This window comes from Bacillus sp. Root131, from assembly GCF_001429475.1.
In the GTDB taxonomy this organism is placed as follows: domain Bacteria; phylum Bacillota; class Bacilli; order Bacillales; family Bacillaceae_G; genus Bacillus_A; species Bacillus_A thuringiensis_S.
This window is the reverse complement of sequence record NZ_LMJQ01000001.1, coordinates 126,033-144,952: the sequence shown is the minus strand read 5'-3', so window position 1 is coordinate 144,952 and position 18,920 is coordinate 126,033. Positions and strand designations below refer to the sequence as shown.

The window sequence follows — 18,920 nt, the reverse complement described above, 5'->3', positions numbered from 1 at the left end:
ACTAACGTTCATATTAGATTAAGCTGTTTTATGATACTTTTTTTTCTCAGCTACTTTCGAAAACCTTGGAAACCCAATTAAAATAGAAACAATCCCACATACTCCAACTAAAATTGGATAAAATGCATATGGTAACAATTCAACCGGAGATAACGCTGCAAATCCTGCTGCCGTTAACATTTGGGCACCGTACGGGATCAACCCTTGCACACAACATGAGAAAAGATCTAATACACTCGCTGATTTACGAGGATCTATTTCATATTGATCCGCAATATTTTTTGCAAGCGGGCCTGTAAAAATAATCGAAATCGTATTATTTGCTGTACACATATTCGTCATACTCACTAAACCAGCAATACCAAATTCCGCTCCTTTTTTCGAACGAATATTACGTGTTAATACATTCATTAAATATTGAATACCACCATTATATTGGATTAATTCAACCATACCGCCAATTAATATAGCAAGTAATACTAACTCCATCATACCGCCCATTCCAGTCGTTACACTTTTAAAGAAACTTTCTAACGTGTAACTTCCATCTATAAGACCGATAACACCAGATAGTACAGTTCCACCAGTTAATACGATAAGTACATTCCAGCCAAGTAGAGCTGTAATAAGTACTCCTGCGTACGGTAAAATCTTTATCCAATCAAAGCTATGCGCTTTAACCTGCGTATCACTTCCTGAAGTAACTATTACTAATAGTACAATTGTAATAATAGCCGCTGGTAATACAATTAAAAAGTTCGTTTTAAACTTATCTTTCATTTCTGTTCCTTGTGAACGAACAGCTGCGATTGTTGTATCTGAAATAAATGATAAATTATCACCAAACATCGCTCCGCCAACAACAGTAGCCATCGTAAGCGCAATTGAGATATCAGTTTGACCACTAATACCTACAGCAATTGGTGCTAACGCTGCAATTGTTCCCATTGAAGTCCCCATAGCTAATGAAATAAATGCACCAATAACAAAGATTCCAGCTACGATAAATCCTGGCGGTAAAATAGTTAACGCTAAATTAACAGTTGAATCTACCCCGCCCATTCCTTTAGCAGTTTCAGAAAATGCACCAGCAAGCACAAAAATTAATACCATAATCATAATATCTGGATTTCCTGCACCTTTAGCGAACCGCTCTACTTTCACATTAAAACTTTCTTTACGATTCATCACTAAAGCAACTCCTACAGCAATTGAAATCGCTACAAGTATCGGCAATTTATAGAAATCACCTGTAATAATTCCAGAACCAATAAATAGCGCCAAAAATATCCCAAGTGGTAATAAAGCTAAACCATTTCCTCTCGTTTCTTTCAAAGTACCATCTCTCCCTAGTTTCAACCTTTTTCTAATGAATAACAAAAGACCTCTTCCGATGAGAAGAGGTCTTATACATCTATAAGAAACACTCTTCTCATCTTTCAAGCACACGCTTGCTGGATTTGGCACAGCACTCTGAAATCGAGTCCGCTGCCGAGGCATCGTAGGGCCAGTCCCTCCGCCTCTCTTTATAAGAAGGTTTCATATTTATTTTTTAATAATAATTTCTTCCCTAACTTTACTCGCTTACAAAACAAAAGTCAATTATTTTTTGTATAGATTTTTTTGGTAATTATACAAAAATTTGAATGCAACAATCATTTTAACTTTTCGATTTCTTCTTCCAATATTGAAATCCAATAAAATTCACTATTTTTTATTGCTGCTAATATCCATTTCGTAGTGTACCAAGCTAACTCATACTCTTCCTTCGTGACATCGCCACTTTTATAAGCATCCTCTAGCTCTTCTTCATCTAATATATACACCTTACCGCTGGGTAATAATACTACATCTAAATATAAATCATCAAAATACGGTAAACCACGATCGTCTATTTCATATTCTTTCGTCACATCAATATAATATTGCACTAAATTGTGCCTATCATCTAACATAGCTGTAATCGCAAAGTTCTTTCCATTAATGAAATATTGAACCCACGTATACCCATCACTTGCAATACAAATTTCTTTACCATCATATTCTTTACAACTAGGCTCTCTCACTTTTTTTATATCCAGTATTCCGAGCATTCCCTCTTCCACTTGCTTAACCGTATAACTCTTTTCTATTAGTCTCTTCCACGAAGCACCGTCACCATATTTACGTTTCATTATGTCTGCTCCTCTTCTATATACAGAAAAGCTCCCACATATTATGTGAGAGCTTGTTCATATTATAATTAAGCAGCTTGACCCTTTTCAGAAATCTCTTTTAAATAAGCTTGTCCTTTTTCAGCGTCATATTGACCTTCCCACTTAGACATAACTACAGCTGCTAAAGAGTTTCCTACAACGTTAACTGCTGTACGAGCCATATCTAAAATACGGTCAATACCAGCAATGAACGCTAAACCTTCAGGTGGAATACCTACTGTACCAAGTGTCGCTAATAATACAACGAATGATACGCCCGGTACACCTGCGATACCTTTTGAGGTAACCATTAATACAAGTAATAATGTAATTTGTTGTGTAATAGATAAATCAATACCGTACATTTGCGCCAAGAAAATCGCCGCAATTGCTTGATATAAAGTTGATCCATCTAAGTTAAATGAATAACCTGTCGGAATAACGAAAGATGTAATTGCTTTCGGACAACCGAATTTCTCCATTTTCTCCATGATTTTCGGTAAAACTGTTTCTGAGCTTGCTGTAGAATACGCTAAGATCAGCTCGTCTTTTAAAATCTTAAAGAATTGGAAAATGTTAATTCCAAATATTTTCGCTGTAAGTCCTAAGACAACTACGACGAAGAAGATCATTGCTCCATATACGACAATTAGTAATTTCCCTAATGGAATTAATGAAGCAAGACCAAATGTAGAAACTGTAACACCAATTAGTGCAAACACACCAAATGGTGCAAATTTCATAACTTGGTTTGTTACATAAAACATTGCGTCAGCTACACCTTGGAAAAATTGAAGAACTGGTCTTCCTCTTTCACCAATTGCTGCTACACCTAAACCAAATAGTACAGAAAAGAATATAATAGCAAGCATATCTCCGTCAGCTAATGACTTCATAATGTTCGTTGGAACAATATTTACAAATGTATCTGCAAATGAATGACTTTGTACTTGCTCTGTTGTATGTGTATATTTTGAAATATCTGTCTTTGTTAACTGCTCCATATTCACGCCTTTTCCTGGTTGGAAAATATTCGCTATTAATAGACCAACAATAATTGCAATTGTTGTAATAATTTCAAAGTAAATAATTGTTTTTCCGCCTAGTCGACCTAGTTTTTTAACATCGCCAACACCAGCAACCCCAACAACAATACTTGCTACAACAATCGGTACAACGATCATTTTAATTAATCGGATGAAAATATCACCAATTGGTTGTAAATAACTCACTACAGCCGGATTGCCAAAGAAAATCGCCCCAACTGCAATACCAAGTGCAAGTCCTATTAATATTTGCCATGCAAGTCCTATTCTTTTCATATTTGTTGTAACCCCCTCTTCGATGTGTCACTCTATCTCTCATTCTATCTCTATAAAACTAAGAAATTAAGAGTATTACATATTATTCGACAATTCACTACATTTTGTCCCTGTTAAAAATCATAAATCAAAATTTAAAATCTGACAACAAAATAACTTTGCTCGAACACAAATAATTTTCTTGACAAAAAATAAACTCATGTCAGAAAACCTCACATGAGAACGATTCCTTACTAGTATTTCATTGGCTTTCTAAGTAATATTTCACCCCATAAAAACTCTTACTTCCCTCCTGCATTTTACAAATAAATCAAAAATTTACCTTTGTTACACATATAAATAAAATGTAAGTACTATGACAATTAAAGTTGAAAAATGATAAATTCCGACAAAACTTAGCAATTTTATAAAGTTTTCTTTACATTATGATTACAACGATAGACACCCTTCTTCTTATGATATATAACATTCATAGGGAAAGGAGTCAGACAACAATGAAAAAGAAATTTGCAGCGTTTAGTGTTTTAGCAGCAGGAACGATTTTTGCTTCCCCGTTACTTTCACCCGTATACGCTGAAACGAATCAAGATAAATTAACTAACATTCAATCTGAATTAGAAGGCAAACAAAGTGACTTACAAAATAAATCAGTCGAGAAAGAACAAATAGAAAAAGAAATTCAAGAATTACAGAAGAAAATCGATGAATTAACTACTTCTATTAATAAAAACGAGGCTGAATTAAACGATACAAAAAAAGAAATTAGCAAAACACAACAAGTAATTACTGACAAAAAGAAACATATAGAACAATTACAAACAAACATAGATACACGTCAGGAAGTTATTAAACAACGATTACAATCTATGCAAGAAAAACCGCGTACAAATATCATTACAGAAGTATTAACAAACTCTACAAACATTGCTGATCTTGTTGATAATATGTACTCCGTAAGTTTAATATTAAACAACGATACAGATATTGTAAAAAAACAAACATCTGATCAAAATGCTGTAACTACAGAAAAAGAAGCTGTTGAGAAAAAAGAACAACACCTGAAAGAATCTGAGCAAAAACTAGAACAAAAACAGCAAGAATTACAAAATAACCAACAACAGCAACAAACTCTTATTAACGATCTACATACGAAAGTAGCAAAAGTAGATTCAGAGATTGAAGGATTAGAAGAATCCAAAGGTATTTTAGAAAATCAACGTCAAGCTGTTCAAAAAGCAATTGAAGAAGAAAAACGTGCCGAAGAAGCTCGTAAAGTGGAAGAAGCTCGCCAGGCAGAAGAGGCTCGCAAACAACAAGCTACTAAATCTGCTCAAGCAACTCAAGCAGCTCCAACACCACATGATACAAATATCGGTGGCTTTATCAAACCAGCAGCTGGATCAAAAACATCCGGATTCGGTGTACGTTCTTTAGATAACCATAAAGGAATTGACATCGCTGCTTCGGGAACGGTTCCAATTATCGCTGCTGCAGATGGCGTTGTTATTCGCTCAGAATTATCATCTAGTTACGGAAACGTAGTGTACTTATCTCACCGTATAAACGGAAAAACATATACGACAGTATATGCTCATATGAATAGCCGTTCCGTATCGAATGGACAAACTGTAAAACAAGGCGATCAGCTTGGATTTATGGGGAATACGGGCCAATCATACGGACAACATTTACACTTCGAACTTCATCTTGGAGAATGGAATGTCGGCAAGACAAACGCAGTTGACCCATCTCCTTATATCGGATTATAAAAAACCTCGGTGCCTACCGAGGTTTTTTATTTACACTTCACACAATATAGGCATTCTACATAAACTATAACTAAATGCCTATAGTTTACGAGGTGATCCATATGAATACGCAATTACAACAAAAAATAGAAGAAGCTAGAACGACATATATCGGCCGGATATTTACATTTGGCGGCTCAGTTTTATTTTTAATCGGTTCATTCCTCGCAGTCACCACAGCCTATAAAGCGTATAATCGGCTATTACATTCATCAACATAAAAAAGACGGTAGATCCCCGTCTTTTTTATGCAAACATTTTAAATATACCTATCGCATTTAAAAATACAATTATTACAGTTACCGGAATGACATAACGAAGTAAGAAGAACCAAATGTTAAATAACGTTTTCCCTTTCGTTTCCGTCACTTCTAATTCTTTCATCAACAATTCTTTACTCATTTTATTTGGTACAAATAATGAAATAGCTAGTACTCCTAACGGCAGCAATACGTTACTTACTGAAAAGTCGACTAAATCAAAAAATGTTTTCCCGAATATTTTCACGTCACTCATTATTCCAAATGATAACGCTGATGGAATACCGACTGCAAAAATAAGAATACCAATTAATAATGATGCTGACGGACGCTTCTTCTCATTACCTTTCGCAACAGATGCTACTACAATTTCAAGCATTGAAATTGCTGATGTTAAAGTCGCAAAGAAGAATAAAATTAAAAACATAATAAAGAAAAATTGACCAAATGGTATTTTTGCAAATACTGCTGGAAGGACGATAAACAGTAATCCCGGTCCTTCAGTCGGTTTAACTCCTAATGCGAAAATCGCTGGGAAAATTGCTAATCCTGCAAGTACTGTAACAAAAACAGTTAAACTTACAATAGATGTTGCTGATTTCGCTAAATGTTCTTCTTTCTTTAAATACGAACTATACGTTACCATTACCGAGGCACCTACAGTTAGCGAGAAGAAAGATTGTCCCATCGCATATAAAATCGTATCTGCTGTAAGCTTTGAAAAATCTGGCTTTAAGAAGAACTCTACTCCAGCAAAAGCACCATCGAGTGTTAACGCACGAACAATAATCGCTATAAATAAAATAAATAATAGCGGCATCATGTACTTACTTGCCTTTTCTATACCTTTCTCTACACCTTTACTTACGACAAAAATTGTACAAAGCATAAAGATAAATTGTGCTCCAATCGCACTTAACGGATTTGAAATCGTTTCACCAAACAATTGTCCATAATCAGCTACTCCATTCCAGAAACTGCCTGTCACACTATAATATAAATAAAGTAAAATCCATCCACCTACAACACTATAAAAAGATAGTACACTAAAACAAGTAACAACTCCCATACGACCAATCCAAGGATATAATTTGCTATTTGGCACTAATACTTTATAAGCTGTAACCGCCTCTTTTTGCGTGCTACGTCCAATAACAAACTCCGCTATTAGAAGAGGCATACCTATAAATAAAGTTAATAGTAAAAATACAAGGAAGAATGCTCCTCCCCCGCCATTACCTGCAACATATGGAAATTTCCATATCGCACCAAGACCTACTGCGGCTCCGGCTGCTGCGAGTACAAAGCCTATTTTCGACGTCCATTGCTGTGTTTCTTTCATCATAAATTCTCCTTTTCTGAATATTTAAACTTTTGTTAATTATACACTTTCATTTCATACTCGCACACCTCCTTTAGAAAATAAAAAAGTCCCCTACACGCAAATATGCATGTAGAGGACGATATATGTAATGTAAATACCGTGGTACCACCTCAATTGGATTGATAAATCCCACTTGTTCAAGTACAGGAATAATTCCGATACTCTATCCTTTTAACGGCGGAACCCGGGTTGCCTACTACAATGTTCAACATACCTCTCGCAAGCCCATTCTGTATAATTTATCGTACCGGGCTCCCACCTAACCCCAGCTCTCTGAACGCATCAAATATACGTACTCTTCTTGCTCATCGATTTCATCTATTGAAGTTACTTGTGATTATAAATTATATTTTTATATTTGTAAAGCGCACTTTATCTTTTATTATTTTAAAACCTTTTCCTCTAATTCTCGCAAAAAACTTTCTCTTTTCCCCTCGTTTTGCATATATACTGATTTCAACACTTCCTGGAGCAATATATTTCGTTCCCTCTTTTCTAACTGTAAATCTTTTAACTTCACCCTTACTTCATATAAAAAATCTAAATACGATTCATATGTCTCATCATATTTATTTGCAATCTCATCTCGAATTTTTTTTGCGAGCTTCGGGCTCGCTCCCCCAGTAGAAACTGCTATATTAAGCAAACCACGATGAATCGCTGCCGGAAAATGAACATTACCACTTTCCGGATTTGTAATAACATTTACTAATTGATTCTCCGCGGCATCTTCAGCAACTTGTTCATTTAATATTGAATCACTACTCGCTGCAACAACTAAAAAAGCACTTTTAATATCACTTTTTTCATATTCTCTTTGATACCAACGAATTTTCTTTTCTTCCACAAGTTTTACTAAATTCGCATCTAATTCTGGACTGATTACAACTATATCTGCACCTTGTTTGAGTAAAGGAATAATTTTAAATCCTGCAACTTTTCCCCCACCAATAACAACAACACGTTTCTCATTAACTCGCACTGTAAGTGGATACATACTGATCTCCCTTCAATAACTCCGTCGTTTTCTGAATTAACATATCTTGAAACGCTTCATTCTTCCCTAAATATGGACTGATTTTTATCTCTTCCAATTCATATTGGCGCACTTCTTTCTCAATATGTTTCATAAGTAAACCTGTAAATAACAAGTAAGGCAGTACAACGATGTTCTTTTCTTTTCGTTCTACAACTTCCTTTAATTTCTCCTCAAATTTCGGCTCCGCAGCTGCTAAAAAACAAACTTCTACTTTAGCAATTTTTTCTTCTGCTTGAAATAAAGTAGCGATCCGATTTATATCTTGTAAAGTTTCAGGATCGCTACTACCCCTTGCAACGAGTAAAAGTGTTACTTCATCTTTATATTCTTCAATACCACTTCCGTTATATACCGACTTTATAAGCGTCTCTGATACACCAAACGGATTACCATACGTCACTTTAATATTAGGGTATTGATTATTTAACTTTTCTAATTCAAAAGGAATATCATTCTTCACATGGCCTGCTGCTAATAAGAAAACAGGAATAGCAATAATCTCTGTCGCACCACGCTTCGCACATGTACGAAATCCTTCTTCAATAGAAGGATTCGCCAGCTCTAAAAAACAAACTTCTTGAATAGCCGCTTCTATACGGCTCATACATGTCGTAATAAATTGAATTGCCTCTTCTTTCGCTGCCCTCAAACGACTTCCATGACATATATATAAGATGGCTTTCATTTTATAACACTCCACTTACTTGATAAGTCTGTTCCGTTTGTTTTTCAAACCAATGAATTTTCTCTCTAAAACGGACAACTTCTCCAATTACAATCATACTCGGATTTTGAATTTGTTCTTTTCTCGCAACATCTACAATTGTCCCTAACGTCCCGACAACTGTACGCTGCATAGACGTCGTTCCCCGTTCAATAATAGCAGCAGGTGTACCTTTATCTTTTCCATGCTTCATAAGTTGTTCGCATATGTAGGGCAAATTACTAACTCCCATATATACTGCCAAGGTCTCTACACCTTTCGCTAAATTTTCCCACTTCACTTCCTCTTCAGCACCTTCTTTTCTATGCCCTGTCACAACCGCAAAACTCGCACTTGCATCACGATGCGTCACCGGAATACCAGCATAAGCAGGTGCAGCTATTCCAGCTGAAATTCCAGGAACGATTTCAAATGGTACACCCTGCTTTGCTAACGCTTCAGCTTCTTCCCCCCCTCTACCAAATACAAATGGATCACCGCCCTTTAACCTCGTTACAACTTTTCCTTTTTTCGCATATTTAATAAGAAATGTGTTAATTGTCTCTTGCTTCATTGTGTGATAATTCGGGAGTTTCCCACAATAAATTAAATCCGCTTCAGGCTTTGCATATGAAAGCAATTCTTTATTCACGAGACGGTCATATAAAATAACATCTGCCTTCTCAATACATTTCAATCCTTTAACAGTAATTAAATCCGGATCGCCAGGACCCGCTCCAACTATATACACCTTCCCCATCATCTCTCCTCATTTCTACTATTAAAATGAAACTTCCATCCTTATGCATGAATGGAAGTTAGTATACGTTCGTATTTCAATGTTATTTACTCATGAACAACAAATGCCGCACCTTTTCGAATCTTCTTTTTTTCAAATAAGGAGATTTCCTTTACTTCTGGCAACGGTAAAAAATGCTTTTCAAGCTCAATCTCCGCAAGCTTAAATGCCTGCTCTTCACTTTGAGCAACAACAACAATCGGAACGATATTATTCGCTAACACAGCTTCAAATCGATATAATTCCATATTGCCCCTCCTAAGACGCTATTACTTCTTCTAACACGTTATTTAAAGCTATTTGCAATGTATCTACACCGATACGTCCGACAAAATCATAAAATGTTTCGGCAGGTAACTTATTCTCTTTAAAATAACTTATAAATGATGCGAGTACATCCGGTAAATCCTCGCCATCTATTTTCCCTTTTAACTTTTGATTATAGGCACCGCCATCTAACAACGTTCCACCTACATATATTTCAAATGCTTCAACAATCCCTTTTTCCTTCGTTTTCATTTTTACCCCTTGTAATCCGATGTCAGCAATTTGACGTTGACCACATGAATTTGGGCATCCTACCATATGAATTCGAACTGGAACATCAAGTGCAATTTCTGTATCTAAGTATTCTGCAATTTTCCGTAATCTTTCTTTCGTTTCTACTAGAGCAAGATTGCAATATTCAATACCAGTACATGAAACCGCATGACCAATAAATGATTTCGGACTTGCAGATATCGCTTCAAACAACGGTTCACTTAATAAACCCGTTACATTTTCTGGTGGAACATTCGGAATGATGAAGTTTTGTGAGTTACACGTACGAATTTGTCCATTTCCATACTGCTTTGCAATTCTTGCAATCTCAAACATTTCTTTTGCATGTAAACGACCTACCGGCACATTAAAACCGACATATTTTAATCCATCTTGTTTTTGATCTTGAACACCATAAAAATAGCCTGCATTCCATCCTTTAAGTGCACTTTCTCCTTTACTTTGCAATGGTCCTGTATACTCTATTAGTTTCTCTTTAAATTTCTCTGCTCCCCAGTCTGCAACAAGAAATTTCAAACGAGCTAAATGACGTTTCTCGCGATATCCAAAATCACGGAATATAGTAGCAATCCCAATTGCTACCGCCTTCACTTCTTCTGGTAAAACGAACACATCTAATTCATCAGCTAAATATGGACGGGCTGATAATCCACCGCCTACTTTTATATGAAAACCAACTTTTTTCTCACCATCTATTTCTTTCGTAGCAGGTGTAAATGCAACACAGTTAATCTCTGCGTTTGCCGAGTTATAAACGTTAGAACTAATAGACATTTTAAATTTACGTGGTAAGTTAGAAAACTCTTCATTATGTTGGAAATAGTCATATACCTCCTTCACAATATGCGTTGTATCAAACAGTTCATTCGCATCAATTCCTGCAAGTGGATTACCTGTAATATTACGTGTTATATCACCACACGCCCCTGCTGAAGATAACCCAACTCTTGCTAATCTTTTAAAAATATCTGGCATTTGCTGAATTTCTAACCAGTGAAACTGAATCGCCTGTCTTGTCGTAATATCTATTACATCACGTCCATAATCCTCAGCGATAGAAGCAAGCACTTCCGCCTGCGCATTTGTAATAATCCCTGAAGGAATATTTACACGCATCATAAAATAGCCAGCTTCTTTCGGTCTTTGCAAATACAATCCTGCCCATTTAAATGCGTCCCACTCTTCTTTCGGAATAGATTCGAATCCATTTTCCGCATAGTAAGGAATATCATTAAAAATTTCCAAACCATCTTTTGCTAATTTATTTTTCTCAGTCTGATTTAATTTTTCATTATTAGCCCATACTTTTTCATAACTCATTTTTAAATCCCCCTATATAAAGTGAAACTTTAATCAACCCTCACCAATCGGGCATTTACAGCCTGCTCCAGCCGAATTTTGAGGTGGGCGTTTTACTTCCCAGCAAACAACGGGACAAAACTACGCTCTTGTAAGTACTTCACGATTTGTTCTGCACATTCTTCAATAGAATACTTGTGCGTTTCTACAATTAATTCCGCTCGATCTGGTTCCTCATACGGTGAATCAATACCTGTAAAATCTTTAATATCACCTTGTCTCGCTTTTTTGTATAACCCTTTTGGATCACGTTTTTCACACTCTTCAATTGGACATTTTACAAACACTTCTATAAACTCATCTGCCGCTAATAGATCCCTAACTTGTTTTCGATCTACTCGAAATGGTGAAATGAACGCTGTAAGAACAACAGTACCTTGATCTACAAATAGCTTCGCCACTTCGCCAATACGCCTTATATTCTCCATACGATCACTTTCAGAAAAACCTAAGTCTTTATTTAAACCGTGGCGAATATTATCCCCATCTAACACATAATTTCCAATATTCTTTTCAAATAGTTTACGAGCAACCGCATTCGCTACTGTAGATTTACCCGAAGCTGATAAACCAGTAAACCAAATTACAAAACTGTGATGTCCATTCTTCACTCTTCTATCATCTTTTGAAACCGAAGCTATATGCCAAGTAATATTCGTATCCATCTCGTTCTCTCCCTATTCTGTTACTACTTCTTTTTTTAAACCTTTAATTAGCACTTCTACTACTTCTTTACGACTAAATGTACTTGGCGGAATCTCACCGTTTCTTAATAATTCTCTTACTTTCGTACCCGATAAAATAACATGATCTTCTTTTCTGTGCGGACATGTTTTCGTTGAAGCCATCGCTTCACATTTCGTGCAGTAAAAACTATGTTCAAAGAATAGTGGTGTAATGCCTAACTCTTCTATCGTAAAATTCGTGAAGATTTCTTGCGCTTCGTATGTTCCGTAATAATCTCCTACTCCGGCATGATCACGCCCTACAATAAAGTGTGTACATCCAAAATTCTTTCTTACTAACGCATGAAATATAGCTTCCCTTGGTCCTGCGTAACGCATTGCAGCAGGAAATACACTTAAAAAGACACGATTTTTCGGATAATAGTTTTGAAGGAGTACTTCATAGCTTTCCATTCTTACATCAGCAGGAATATCATCCGATTTCGTTTCTCCAACGAGTGGATTTAAAAAGAGACCATCTACAATTTCAAGAGCAGATTTTTGAATATACTCATGGGCACGATGTACCGGGTTTCTCGTTTGAAATCCGACTACTGTTTTCCACCCACGTTTTTTAAATTCTTCTCTCGTTTCAATTGGGTTTAAACGATAAGAAGGAAATTGATTATTTTCAAAGCGTTTTGTTAGAATAATAGTTCCTCCAACGTAAACGTTTGGCCGTTCATATAACTTTTTCACTCCTGGATGAACCTCATCCGTTGTTTTATATACAAGTAACGCTTCTTTTTCTTTATCTGGTACGAAAATATCTTCTATTTGAATAACACCATATATATTTCCATTGTTGACAAGCTTTACTTCCTCTCCAGTCTTCAGGCTTTCTGCGACTTCTTCTGTTACCGGTAATGTAATCGGTATACTCCACACACTACCATTTGCTAAACGAAGCGTTTCTACGACTGAATCATAATCTTCCTTCCCTAAAAAACCAGTAAGCGGGCTATATCCACCTGTCGCCAATAGTTCTAAATCACTTAAAGCAATATTGTCTAATTTAATTTCTTTTTCAATTTGTGATACCTCATATGTCTCATCTATACGGTTTACTAATTCGTTTACTGTGCTCATTTTCTATATCCCCTCTTAGCTTTATTTCAAGATTCATCTTATTGATAATGAAGACCACATTCGGTTTTCATTTTCCCAGCCCATCTACCATCTCTTGAATCGCCACCATCCCCTACAGGTAAAGTACATTTCTCACACCCAATACTTGGATAGCCAACATCATGCAACGGGTTATACGGCAAGCTATGTTTGTATACATATCGCCAAACTTCTTTCCACGTCCAATGAATGAGTGGACAAACTTTAATAGATTGAAAACGATGATCTTGATTTATAAACTTTGTATGCTTACGTGTTTCTGATTGTTCCCTTCTTAAGCCCGATATCCATGCTTTTTCCACGACTAATGATTTTTCTAAAGGTAAAATTTTTCTAATCTTACAACAAAGATTCGGATTGCTCTCCCACAGTTTTTCACCATGCAACTTCGCCTGTTCATCAAGTGTAAGTTCTGGCTGTTTTTCTATAATATTCAATGAAGGAAATCGTTCCCTCACTCTTTGAATTAATTCATACGTTTCTTGAAAATGAACATTTGTATCTAAAAATACAACTTTAGCAGATGGATTTACTTGGTTTATAAGGTGCAGCAATACCATACCTTCCACCCCAAAGCTACATGCATAGACGATTTCATCTTTATACTCTTCATAAGCCCAATTTAATACTGATAACGCGCCTTTTGTTTCATCTTCTTCCGAAAATGAAACAACATTTTCTTCCCACGTTTCATACGTCAACATGTTTTTTCCCCCTGTAAAAGCAAAAAGACGGTTTTAACCTAATGAAAATAGGTTAAAACCGCCTCTAGTTTTTCTAGTCAGCGCTTTTCACTTTAAACGTACTTTTTCACTTTTCTCTAACTGAATTACTTTTCCATCTTGCACAACAATTGTAATTGAACCATATTTCATATCAGCAAGCATCGCTTCAATCTTCTCGGATACTTCATCAAAATGTTCCCGTACACTCACGCGAACAGCCCCCCTTTTTATTCATAAAAAAAATCTTTCCCATTTCGAAAAGACTGTTCGGTAATATATTTTACCTTATCTTTCAAAATGGATTCCATTTTGCTGGATTTAGCACCTTGCTTTCTATAAGCAGGTTGCCGAGCTTCTTCGGGCCAGTTCCCTCCGCTTCTCTTGATAAGCTTTGTATTTGTATTTTATCACAATTCTGATTTTTTTCAATCCTAGTTTTCCGATATATTTTAATTATTTTATTTTACAAAAAAGGAATTGCCCATCCGAACAACTCCTTTTCTATTTAGACAAGCTCTTTAATACGTATGCGATCGTTCCCAATAATATTTTCATATGTTTCGCGTTCCACAACTACTTGCGATGTTCCGCCTTTTGCAAAGACCACGGCTGGTCTTCGAATCCGATTGTAATTATTCGCCATCGAATACCCGTAGGCTCCTGTACAGGAAACTGCTAGTAAATCAGCAGAAGCGACTTTTGGTAAATGAATATCCCAAATCAACATATCTCCACTCTCACAGCATTTCCCAGCAATCGAAACGAGTTCCTCATTCTCATCATTCCCTCGATTCGCTAACATTGCTTCATAACGCGCACTATATAAAGCAGGTCTTAAATTATCTGTCATTCCACCATCGACTGATACATATTTCCGAATACCAGGAATATCTTTCACAGATCCAACTGTATAAATTGTTGTCCCAGCATCACCTACAATGCTACGGCCTGGTTCAATCCATATTTCTGGCAATGGATATTCACATACAGTAAATTGTTCTCTCACTGCACTTGTTACAGCTCGCACATATGTCTCAAGAGTTAATGGTGTATCCGACTCTGTGTAGCGTATTCCAAATCCCCCGCCTACATTTAACACTTTTACTACATAGTTTGTTTGCTCTCTCACTTCTTCTAAAAATTGGCGAAGAACTTCAATTGCTCGAACAAAACCAGCTGTTTCAAATATTTGCGATCCGATATGTGAATGAATCCCTAGCACATTATAATTTGATTTTTGTAAAGCAAATCCAATTGCCTGCATCGCTTGACCGTTTGAAACGCCAAATCCAAATTTCGAATCATCTTGGCCTGTTGTAATATATTCATGTGTGTGCGCCTCTACTCCAGGTGTTACACGAATTAATATGTTCACAAATTTTCCATGTTGCATCGCTAAATCGTGTAAAATTTCTAATTCAAAGAAATTATCTACGACAAAACAACCAATATTCGCCTGAAGAGCCATCACTATCTCTTCTTCTGTTTTATTATTTCCATGAAAATGAATACGTGATGCTGGAAATCCAGCTTGGAGCGCAGTATATAATTCTCCCCCAGAAACAACGTCTAATGACATATTCTCTTCACGAGCTACTCGGCACATCTCCATGCACAAGAACGCCTTGCTTGCATATGCTACTTGATAAGAGAAACCACTTTCTTTAAAAGCACGATGAAACGCTCGGCATTTTCCTCGAATAGACTCTTCATCGTATACATAAAGTGGTGTTCCGTATTGCTTTGCTAGCTGCGTCGTATCGCACCCTCCAATTTCTAAGTGTCCTTGCCCATTAATTCGGCTTGTGCCGTGTAAATACATTTAAATTCCTCCCTTATTTCCTCTAAAACTCATAACCCCAATCTTCTATTCATTGCAGCACGCTTTTAGATAGACAAAAAACGCGCGGAACAATGTTCACACGCGTTTCTTATTAGGAAAAATATATATTGAAAAAATAAACGAGTTGTTATCTCCTCAAAATAAGAAACCGCATCAACATCTCCAAATAGCTCTCCATAAAATAAATCTTATGACAGTACTACATTTATTCAATGTAGTCCCAATATATGAATAAGATGGTTATTCTTATATTTCGGCAATAGTCCCTTTCAACCTATGATCACAGATTCCATTAAATCTCCCATAGCTTACTCTTTCCTATCGCGGCCTCTACCTTTGAGAGTAGATGAGGTAAGTCTATTTAATTTTCAAACATCTAATTGTTGCTATTAACAATACCAAAGGACCATTTTATTTGTCAAACAATTTTTTATATTGTTTTTTTACAGTTTAATTTTGTATCGTTTGGTAAGCGCTTTACTGAAATCTTTGTCACTTCCCATTCGCCTTCTTCGTTATTAAATGTAATCGTTACCTTCTCAAATGGTGGAGCAATTTTCCCAGCAACACGTTCATACTTTGTCACTTCAATACTTGCTTGAAATAAATATGTACCGCTATACACTTTTTTTAAACTAATAATTTTAGGACATTGATAAGGTTTCAAACTTCCATATTGTTTTTCAATTGCTTTATTTATTTTTGGAAATAAAACAGAATAAAGTGCATCTTCCATAAGAGGTGCATCATATTGAGCTACCGACACACTCGGTGAAGTAAAAAGTATAACACTACTGCATGCTATAAAATATAATAATTTTCGCATTATAACCTCCGTATATCACGCGATTCTTTCTACTTACGATAATTATCATACATAGAAATTCTGTTTTATTGTCTCCCACCAATCTTTTTCTACTCGATTATTATAAAAAAGCCCACAACCCCCTTTTATTTTCGTATAATGATACTCATAGTATAATAATCATAATAACAAAGGACTGTTCGTATATATAAAAGGAGTCGTTAAGCAAACTGACTCACAAGAACTGTCATGCTTTTTAGGAGAGGAGTATATTATGCTACAACATCTGTTTCCAAAACTGCGATTTGCACTCGTTGCAGTCGTTTTACTATGGATTAAAACATATATTGTGTACAAGCTAGCATTTGATATTAAAATTGATAATTTCTTTGAAGAATTCATGCTTTTTATTAATCCACTAGCTGCGTTACTTTTATTTTTCGGCTTAGCTTTACTTGCATCTAAGCACCGAAACCGAATTATAATTGGAATCAGTTTTATACTGTCATTTATTTTATTTGGAAACGCAATGTTTTATGGGTTCTATAACGATTTCGTTACTTTCCCGGTTTTATTCCAAACAAACAATATGGCTGATTTAGGGACAAGTATAAAAGAACTCTTTACGTACAAAACATTACTTTTATTTGCAGATGCAATTATTTTAATGTTTATTTCGCGTAAATTCCCATCATTTGGCGACAAAACACCACTTTCCCGCTCAGAGAAGCGAACTTTCTTTAGCGGTGTAACAGCTTTATTAGCACTACAAATTGTTGTATCAGTTATTTATAAACCACAAATGTTCTCACGCTCATTTGACCGTCAAACTGTTGTGAAAAATTTAGGTTTATACACATATCATCTATTTGATATTACACTTCAATCCAAGTCTTCAGCTGAGCGTGTATTTGCAAGTGGCGATGGATTTTCTGAAATTAAGAACTATACAGACTCAAAAGACAAGCAAGTTGATAAAAACTTATTTGGAGCTGCAAAAGGTAAAAATGTAATTTTAATTTCAATGGAATCTACACAAAGCTTTGTTATTAATAAAAAAATAAATGGAAAAGAAATTACACCATTTTTAAATGAATTTATTAAGGATAGCTTCTATTTCGATAACTTCTATCATCAAACTGGACAAGGTAAAACTTCTGATGCTGAATTTATCGTTGAAAACTCACTTTACCCACTAGATCGTGGTTCTGTATTCTTTACTCATGCAACAAATGAATACACAGCTACACCAGAACAATTAAAGAAATACGGATATTCTTCTGCCGTCTTCCATTCAAACGATAAAACGTTTTGGAATCGGGATGTAATGTATCCTACACTTGGATATGATCGTTACTTTAATTTAAATGATTACGTAGGAACGGAACAAATGTCTGTCGGTTGGGGATTAAAAGATAAAGAGTTCTTTGAACAATCTATTCCAAAGTTAAAATCTTTACCGCAACCGTTCTATACAAAATTTATTACATTAACAAATCATTTTCCGTTTCTTCTAAATCCGGAAGACCAATATGTTGATGAATTCAACTCAGAAAGTGGTGTTGTAAACCGCTACTTCCCAACTGTTCGTTACACAGATGAAGCTCTTAAATTATTTATTAAACAATTAAAAGAAGAAGGACTGTATGATAATTCCGTTATTGTCATTTATGGTGATCATTATGGTATTTCCGAAAACCATAACGCAGCTATGGCACAGTTCCTAGGAAAAGATACTATTACACCATTCGATTCTATGCAATTACAACGCGTTCCTCTTATTATTCATGTGCCTGGTCAAGAAGGAAAAGTTGTTTCTAAAGTATCTGGTCAAATTGATATTAAACCAACGCTCCTTCATTTACTTGGTATTAAAACAAATAAATCCGTTGAATTTGGAACTGACTTATTTATTAAAGAAAAAGACCCGCTTATGGTAATGCGTGATGGTAGCTTTGTTTCTGAAGAGTATGTTTATACAAAAAATATGTGCTACAAAAGAAGTACGGGTGAAGAAGCTGACATGACGCTATGTCAGCCGTATGTTGAAAAAGCAAAAACAGAATTAAAACTCTCCGATAAATTAATTTATGGAGATTTATTACGTTTCGATCCTAATAATCGATATAAAACCGGAACGATGACAACGAAATTTGAATAGTAAAGGAAGCAACTTTATACAAGTTGCTTCCTCTTTTTATTTTCACTTAATTTATTCCTCATCCTTCTATGAAATCTTTCACAAATTGGTAATTTCTTTCGTA

At 35.6% G+C, this 18,920-nt stretch carries 18 protein-coding genes, 3 riboswitches and 1 other annotated feature; of the genes, 3 read left to right on the top strand and 15 right to left on the bottom strand.

The genetic code is table 11. From position 1 onward, the window contains the following. Nucleotides 1-18 precede the first annotated feature (18 nt). The 3 genes from ASE54_RS00780 to gltP form a co-directional block, all read right to left on the bottom strand. The gene (locus ASE54_RS00780; protein ID WP_000665498.1) at nt 19-1,335 is read right to left on the bottom strand and encodes a Na+/H+ antiporter NhaC family protein; all 1,317 of its coding nucleotides are present in this window, start codon (nt 1,333-1,335) and stop codon (nt 19-21) included. Between the two features lie 94 nt (nt 1,336-1,429). Then, nucleotides 1,430-1,535, bottom strand: a riboswitch (SAM riboswitch). Nucleotides 1,536-1,655: 120 nt separating this feature from the next. After that, a complete protein-coding gene (locus ASE54_RS00775; protein ID WP_000824630.1) occupies nt 1,656-2,174 on the bottom strand; it encodes a DUF402 domain-containing protein in 519 nt (172 codons plus the stop codon). 68 nt (nt 2,175-2,242) lie between these two features. Next, nucleotides 2,243-3,517: a glutamate/aspartate:proton symporter GltP gene (gltP, locus tag ASE54_RS00770; RefSeq protein ID WP_000821134.1), complete on the bottom strand. Its 1,275-nt coding sequence runs from the start codon at nt 3,515-3,517 to the stop codon at nt 2,243-2,245. Between the two features lie 494 nt (nt 3,518-4,011). On the opposite strand from gltP, the gene ASE54_RS00765 reads away from it, so the two are divergent. Together ASE54_RS00765 and ASE54_RS36170 are read left to right on the top strand one after the other, a co-directional pair. Next, nucleotides 4,012-5,286, top strand: a complete 1,275-nt coding sequence (locus tag ASE54_RS00765) for a M23 family metallopeptidase (protein ID WP_000726090.1) — start codon at nt 4,012-4,014, stop codon at nt 5,284-5,286. A 101-nt stretch (nt 5,287-5,387) separates the two neighbouring features. Further along, the gene (locus ASE54_RS36170) at nt 5,388-5,546 is read left to right on the top strand and encodes a hypothetical protein (protein ID WP_001096007.1); all 159 of its coding nucleotides are present in this window, start codon (nt 5,388-5,390) and stop codon (nt 5,544-5,546) included. A gap of 25 nt (nt 5,547-5,571) precedes the next feature. On the opposite strand, the gene ASE54_RS00760 is transcribed toward ASE54_RS36170, so the two are convergent. From ASE54_RS00760 to ASE54_RS00710, 12 genes are all read right to left on the bottom strand, one after another. Further along, on the bottom strand, nt 5,572-6,927 hold the full coding sequence (locus ASE54_RS00760) for a sodium-dependent transporter (protein ID WP_000665434.1): 1,356 nt from the start codon (nt 6,925-6,927) through the stop codon (nt 5,572-5,574). A gap of 111 nt (nt 6,928-7,038) precedes the next feature. Further along, nucleotides 7,039-7,287, bottom strand: a binding site (T-box leader). Between the two features lie 64 nt (nt 7,288-7,351). Beyond that, the gene (locus tag ASE54_RS00755; RefSeq protein ID WP_000283361.1) at nt 7,352-7,966 is read right to left on the bottom strand and encodes an NAD(P)-binding protein; all 615 of its coding nucleotides are present in this window, start codon (nt 7,964-7,966) and stop codon (nt 7,352-7,354) included. Next, nucleotides 7,941-8,693, bottom strand: coding sequence for a sirohydrochlorin chelatase (locus tag ASE54_RS00750; RefSeq protein ID WP_000644374.1), 753 nt, complete (start codon nt 8,691-8,693; stop codon nt 7,941-7,943). Before ASE54_RS00750 ends, ASE54_RS00755 begins: the two co-directional genes overlap by 26 nt. Before the next feature lies 1 nt (nt 8,694). After that, on the bottom strand, nt 8,695-9,471 hold the full coding sequence (gene cobA / locus ASE54_RS00745) for a uroporphyrinogen-III C-methyltransferase (RefSeq protein WP_000521277.1): 777 nt from the start codon (nt 9,469-9,471) through the stop codon (nt 8,695-8,697). Between the two features lie 86 nt (nt 9,472-9,557). Next, a complete protein-coding gene (locus tag ASE54_RS00740; RefSeq protein ID WP_000424930.1) occupies nt 9,558-9,758 on the bottom strand; it encodes a DUF3906 family protein in 201 nt (66 codons plus the stop codon). Between the two features lie 10 nt (nt 9,759-9,768). After that, on the bottom strand, nt 9,769-11,391 hold the full coding sequence (locus ASE54_RS00735) for a ferredoxin--nitrite reductase (protein WP_000119600.1): 1,623 nt from the start codon (nt 11,389-11,391) through the stop codon (nt 9,769-9,771). Nucleotides 11,392-11,483: 92 nt separating this feature from the next. Continuing rightward, complete coding sequence (cysC, locus tag ASE54_RS00730) at nt 11,484-12,095, bottom strand: adenylyl-sulfate kinase (protein WP_000380490.1); 612 nt, start codon at nt 12,093-12,095, stop codon at nt 11,484-11,486. 12 nt (nt 12,096-12,107) lie between these two features. Further along, nucleotides 12,108-13,244, bottom strand: coding sequence for a sulfate adenylyltransferase (gene sat / locus ASE54_RS00725; protein ID WP_000108785.1), 1,137 nt, complete (start codon nt 13,242-13,244; stop codon nt 12,108-12,110). Between the two features lie 38 nt (nt 13,245-13,282). Next, a complete protein-coding gene (locus ASE54_RS00720) occupies nt 13,283-13,987 on the bottom strand; it encodes a phosphoadenylyl-sulfate reductase (protein ID WP_000959017.1) in 705 nt (234 codons plus the stop codon). A gap of 87 nt (nt 13,988-14,074) precedes the next feature. Continuing rightward, nucleotides 14,075-14,218 carry a YezD family protein gene (locus tag ASE54_RS33340; protein ID WP_000116158.1) on the bottom strand — a complete coding sequence of 48 codons (144 nt, stop codon included), beginning with the start codon at nt 14,216-14,218 and terminating at the stop codon, nt 14,075-14,077. A gap of 72 nt (nt 14,219-14,290) precedes the next feature. Next, a riboswitch (SAM riboswitch) is annotated at nt 14,291-14,399 on the bottom strand. A 114-nt stretch (nt 14,400-14,513) separates the two neighbouring features. After that, on the bottom strand, nt 14,514-15,830 hold the full coding sequence (gene lysA / locus ASE54_RS00715; protein ID WP_000280641.1) for a diaminopimelate decarboxylase: 1,317 nt from the start codon (nt 15,828-15,830) through the stop codon (nt 14,514-14,516). Between the two features lie 180 nt (nt 15,831-16,010). Continuing rightward, a riboswitch (Lysine riboswitch) is annotated at nt 16,011-16,192 on the bottom strand. A gap of 89 nt (nt 16,193-16,281) precedes the next feature. Continuing rightward, nucleotides 16,282-16,677 (bottom strand): DUF3888 domain-containing protein, encoded by a 396-nt coding sequence (locus tag ASE54_RS00710; protein WP_001228823.1) that lies wholly within the window; start codon nt 16,675-16,677, stop codon nt 16,282-16,284. A gap of 253 nt (nt 16,678-16,930) precedes the next feature. Between ASE54_RS00710 and ASE54_RS00705 the strand changes: the two genes are divergently transcribed. Continuing rightward, a complete protein-coding gene (locus tag ASE54_RS00705; protein WP_000939085.1) occupies nt 16,931-18,817 on the top strand; it encodes an LTA synthase family protein in 1,887 nt (628 codons plus the stop codon). Nucleotides 18,818-18,920: the final 103 nt, after the last annotated feature.

What these genes read in the sequence shown, in the direction of transcription:
- ASE54_RS00775 (WP_000824630.1), bottom strand. Translation starts at nt 2,174, where the DNA reads ATGAAACGTAAATATGGTGACGGTGCTTCGTGGAAGAGACTAATAGAA.
- gltP (WP_000821134.1), bottom strand. Translation starts at nt 3,517, where the DNA reads ATGAAAAGAATAGGACTTGCATGGCAAATATTAATAGGACTTGCACTT.
- ASE54_RS00765 (WP_000726090.1), top strand. Translation starts at nt 4,012, where the DNA reads ATGAAAAAGAAATTTGCAGCGTTTAGTGTTTTAGCAGCAGGAACGATT.
- ASE54_RS36170 (WP_001096007.1), top strand. Translation starts at nt 5,388, where the DNA reads ATGAATACGCAATTACAACAAAAAATAGAAGAAGCTAGAACGACATAT.
- ASE54_RS00760 (WP_000665434.1), bottom strand. Translation starts at nt 6,927, where the DNA reads ATGAAAGAAACACAGCAATGGACGTCGAAAATAGGCTTTGTACTCGCA.
- ASE54_RS00755 (WP_000283361.1), bottom strand. Translation starts at nt 7,966, where the DNA reads ATGTATCCACTTACAGTGCGAGTTAATGAGAAACGTGTTGTTGTTATT.
- ASE54_RS00750 (WP_000644374.1), bottom strand. Translation starts at nt 8,693, where the DNA reads ATGAAAGCCATCTTATATATATGTCATGGAAGTCGTTTGAGGGCAGCG.
- cobA (WP_000521277.1), bottom strand. Translation starts at nt 9,471, where the DNA reads ATGGGGAAGGTGTATATAGTTGGAGCGGGTCCTGGCGATCCGGATTTA.
- ASE54_RS00740 (WP_000424930.1), bottom strand. Translation starts at nt 9,758, where the DNA reads ATGGAATTATATCGATTTGAAGCTGTGTTAGCGAATAATATCGTTCCG.
- ASE54_RS00735 (WP_000119600.1), bottom strand. Translation starts at nt 11,391, where the DNA reads ATGAGTTATGAAAAAGTATGGGCTAATAATGAAAAATTAAATCAGACT.
- cysC (WP_000380490.1), bottom strand. Translation starts at nt 12,095, where the DNA reads ATGGATACGAATATTACTTGGCATATAGCTTCGGTTTCAAAAGATGAT.
- sat (WP_000108785.1), bottom strand. Translation starts at nt 13,244, where the DNA reads ATGAGCACAGTAAACGAATTAGTAAACCGTATAGATGAGACATATGAG.
- ASE54_RS00720 (WP_000959017.1), bottom strand. Translation starts at nt 13,987, where the DNA reads ATGTTGACGTATGAAACGTGGGAAGAAAATGTTGTTTCATTTTCGGAA.
- lysA (WP_000280641.1), bottom strand. Translation starts at nt 15,830, where the DNA reads ATGTATTTACACGGCACAAGCCGAATTAATGGGCAAGGACACTTAGAA.
- ASE54_RS00710 (WP_001228823.1), bottom strand. Translation starts at nt 16,677, where the DNA reads ATGCGAAAATTATTATATTTTATAGCATGCAGTAGTGTTATACTTTTT.
- ASE54_RS00705 (WP_000939085.1), top strand. Translation starts at nt 16,931, where the DNA reads ATGCTACAACATCTGTTTCCAAAACTGCGATTTGCACTCGTTGCAGTC.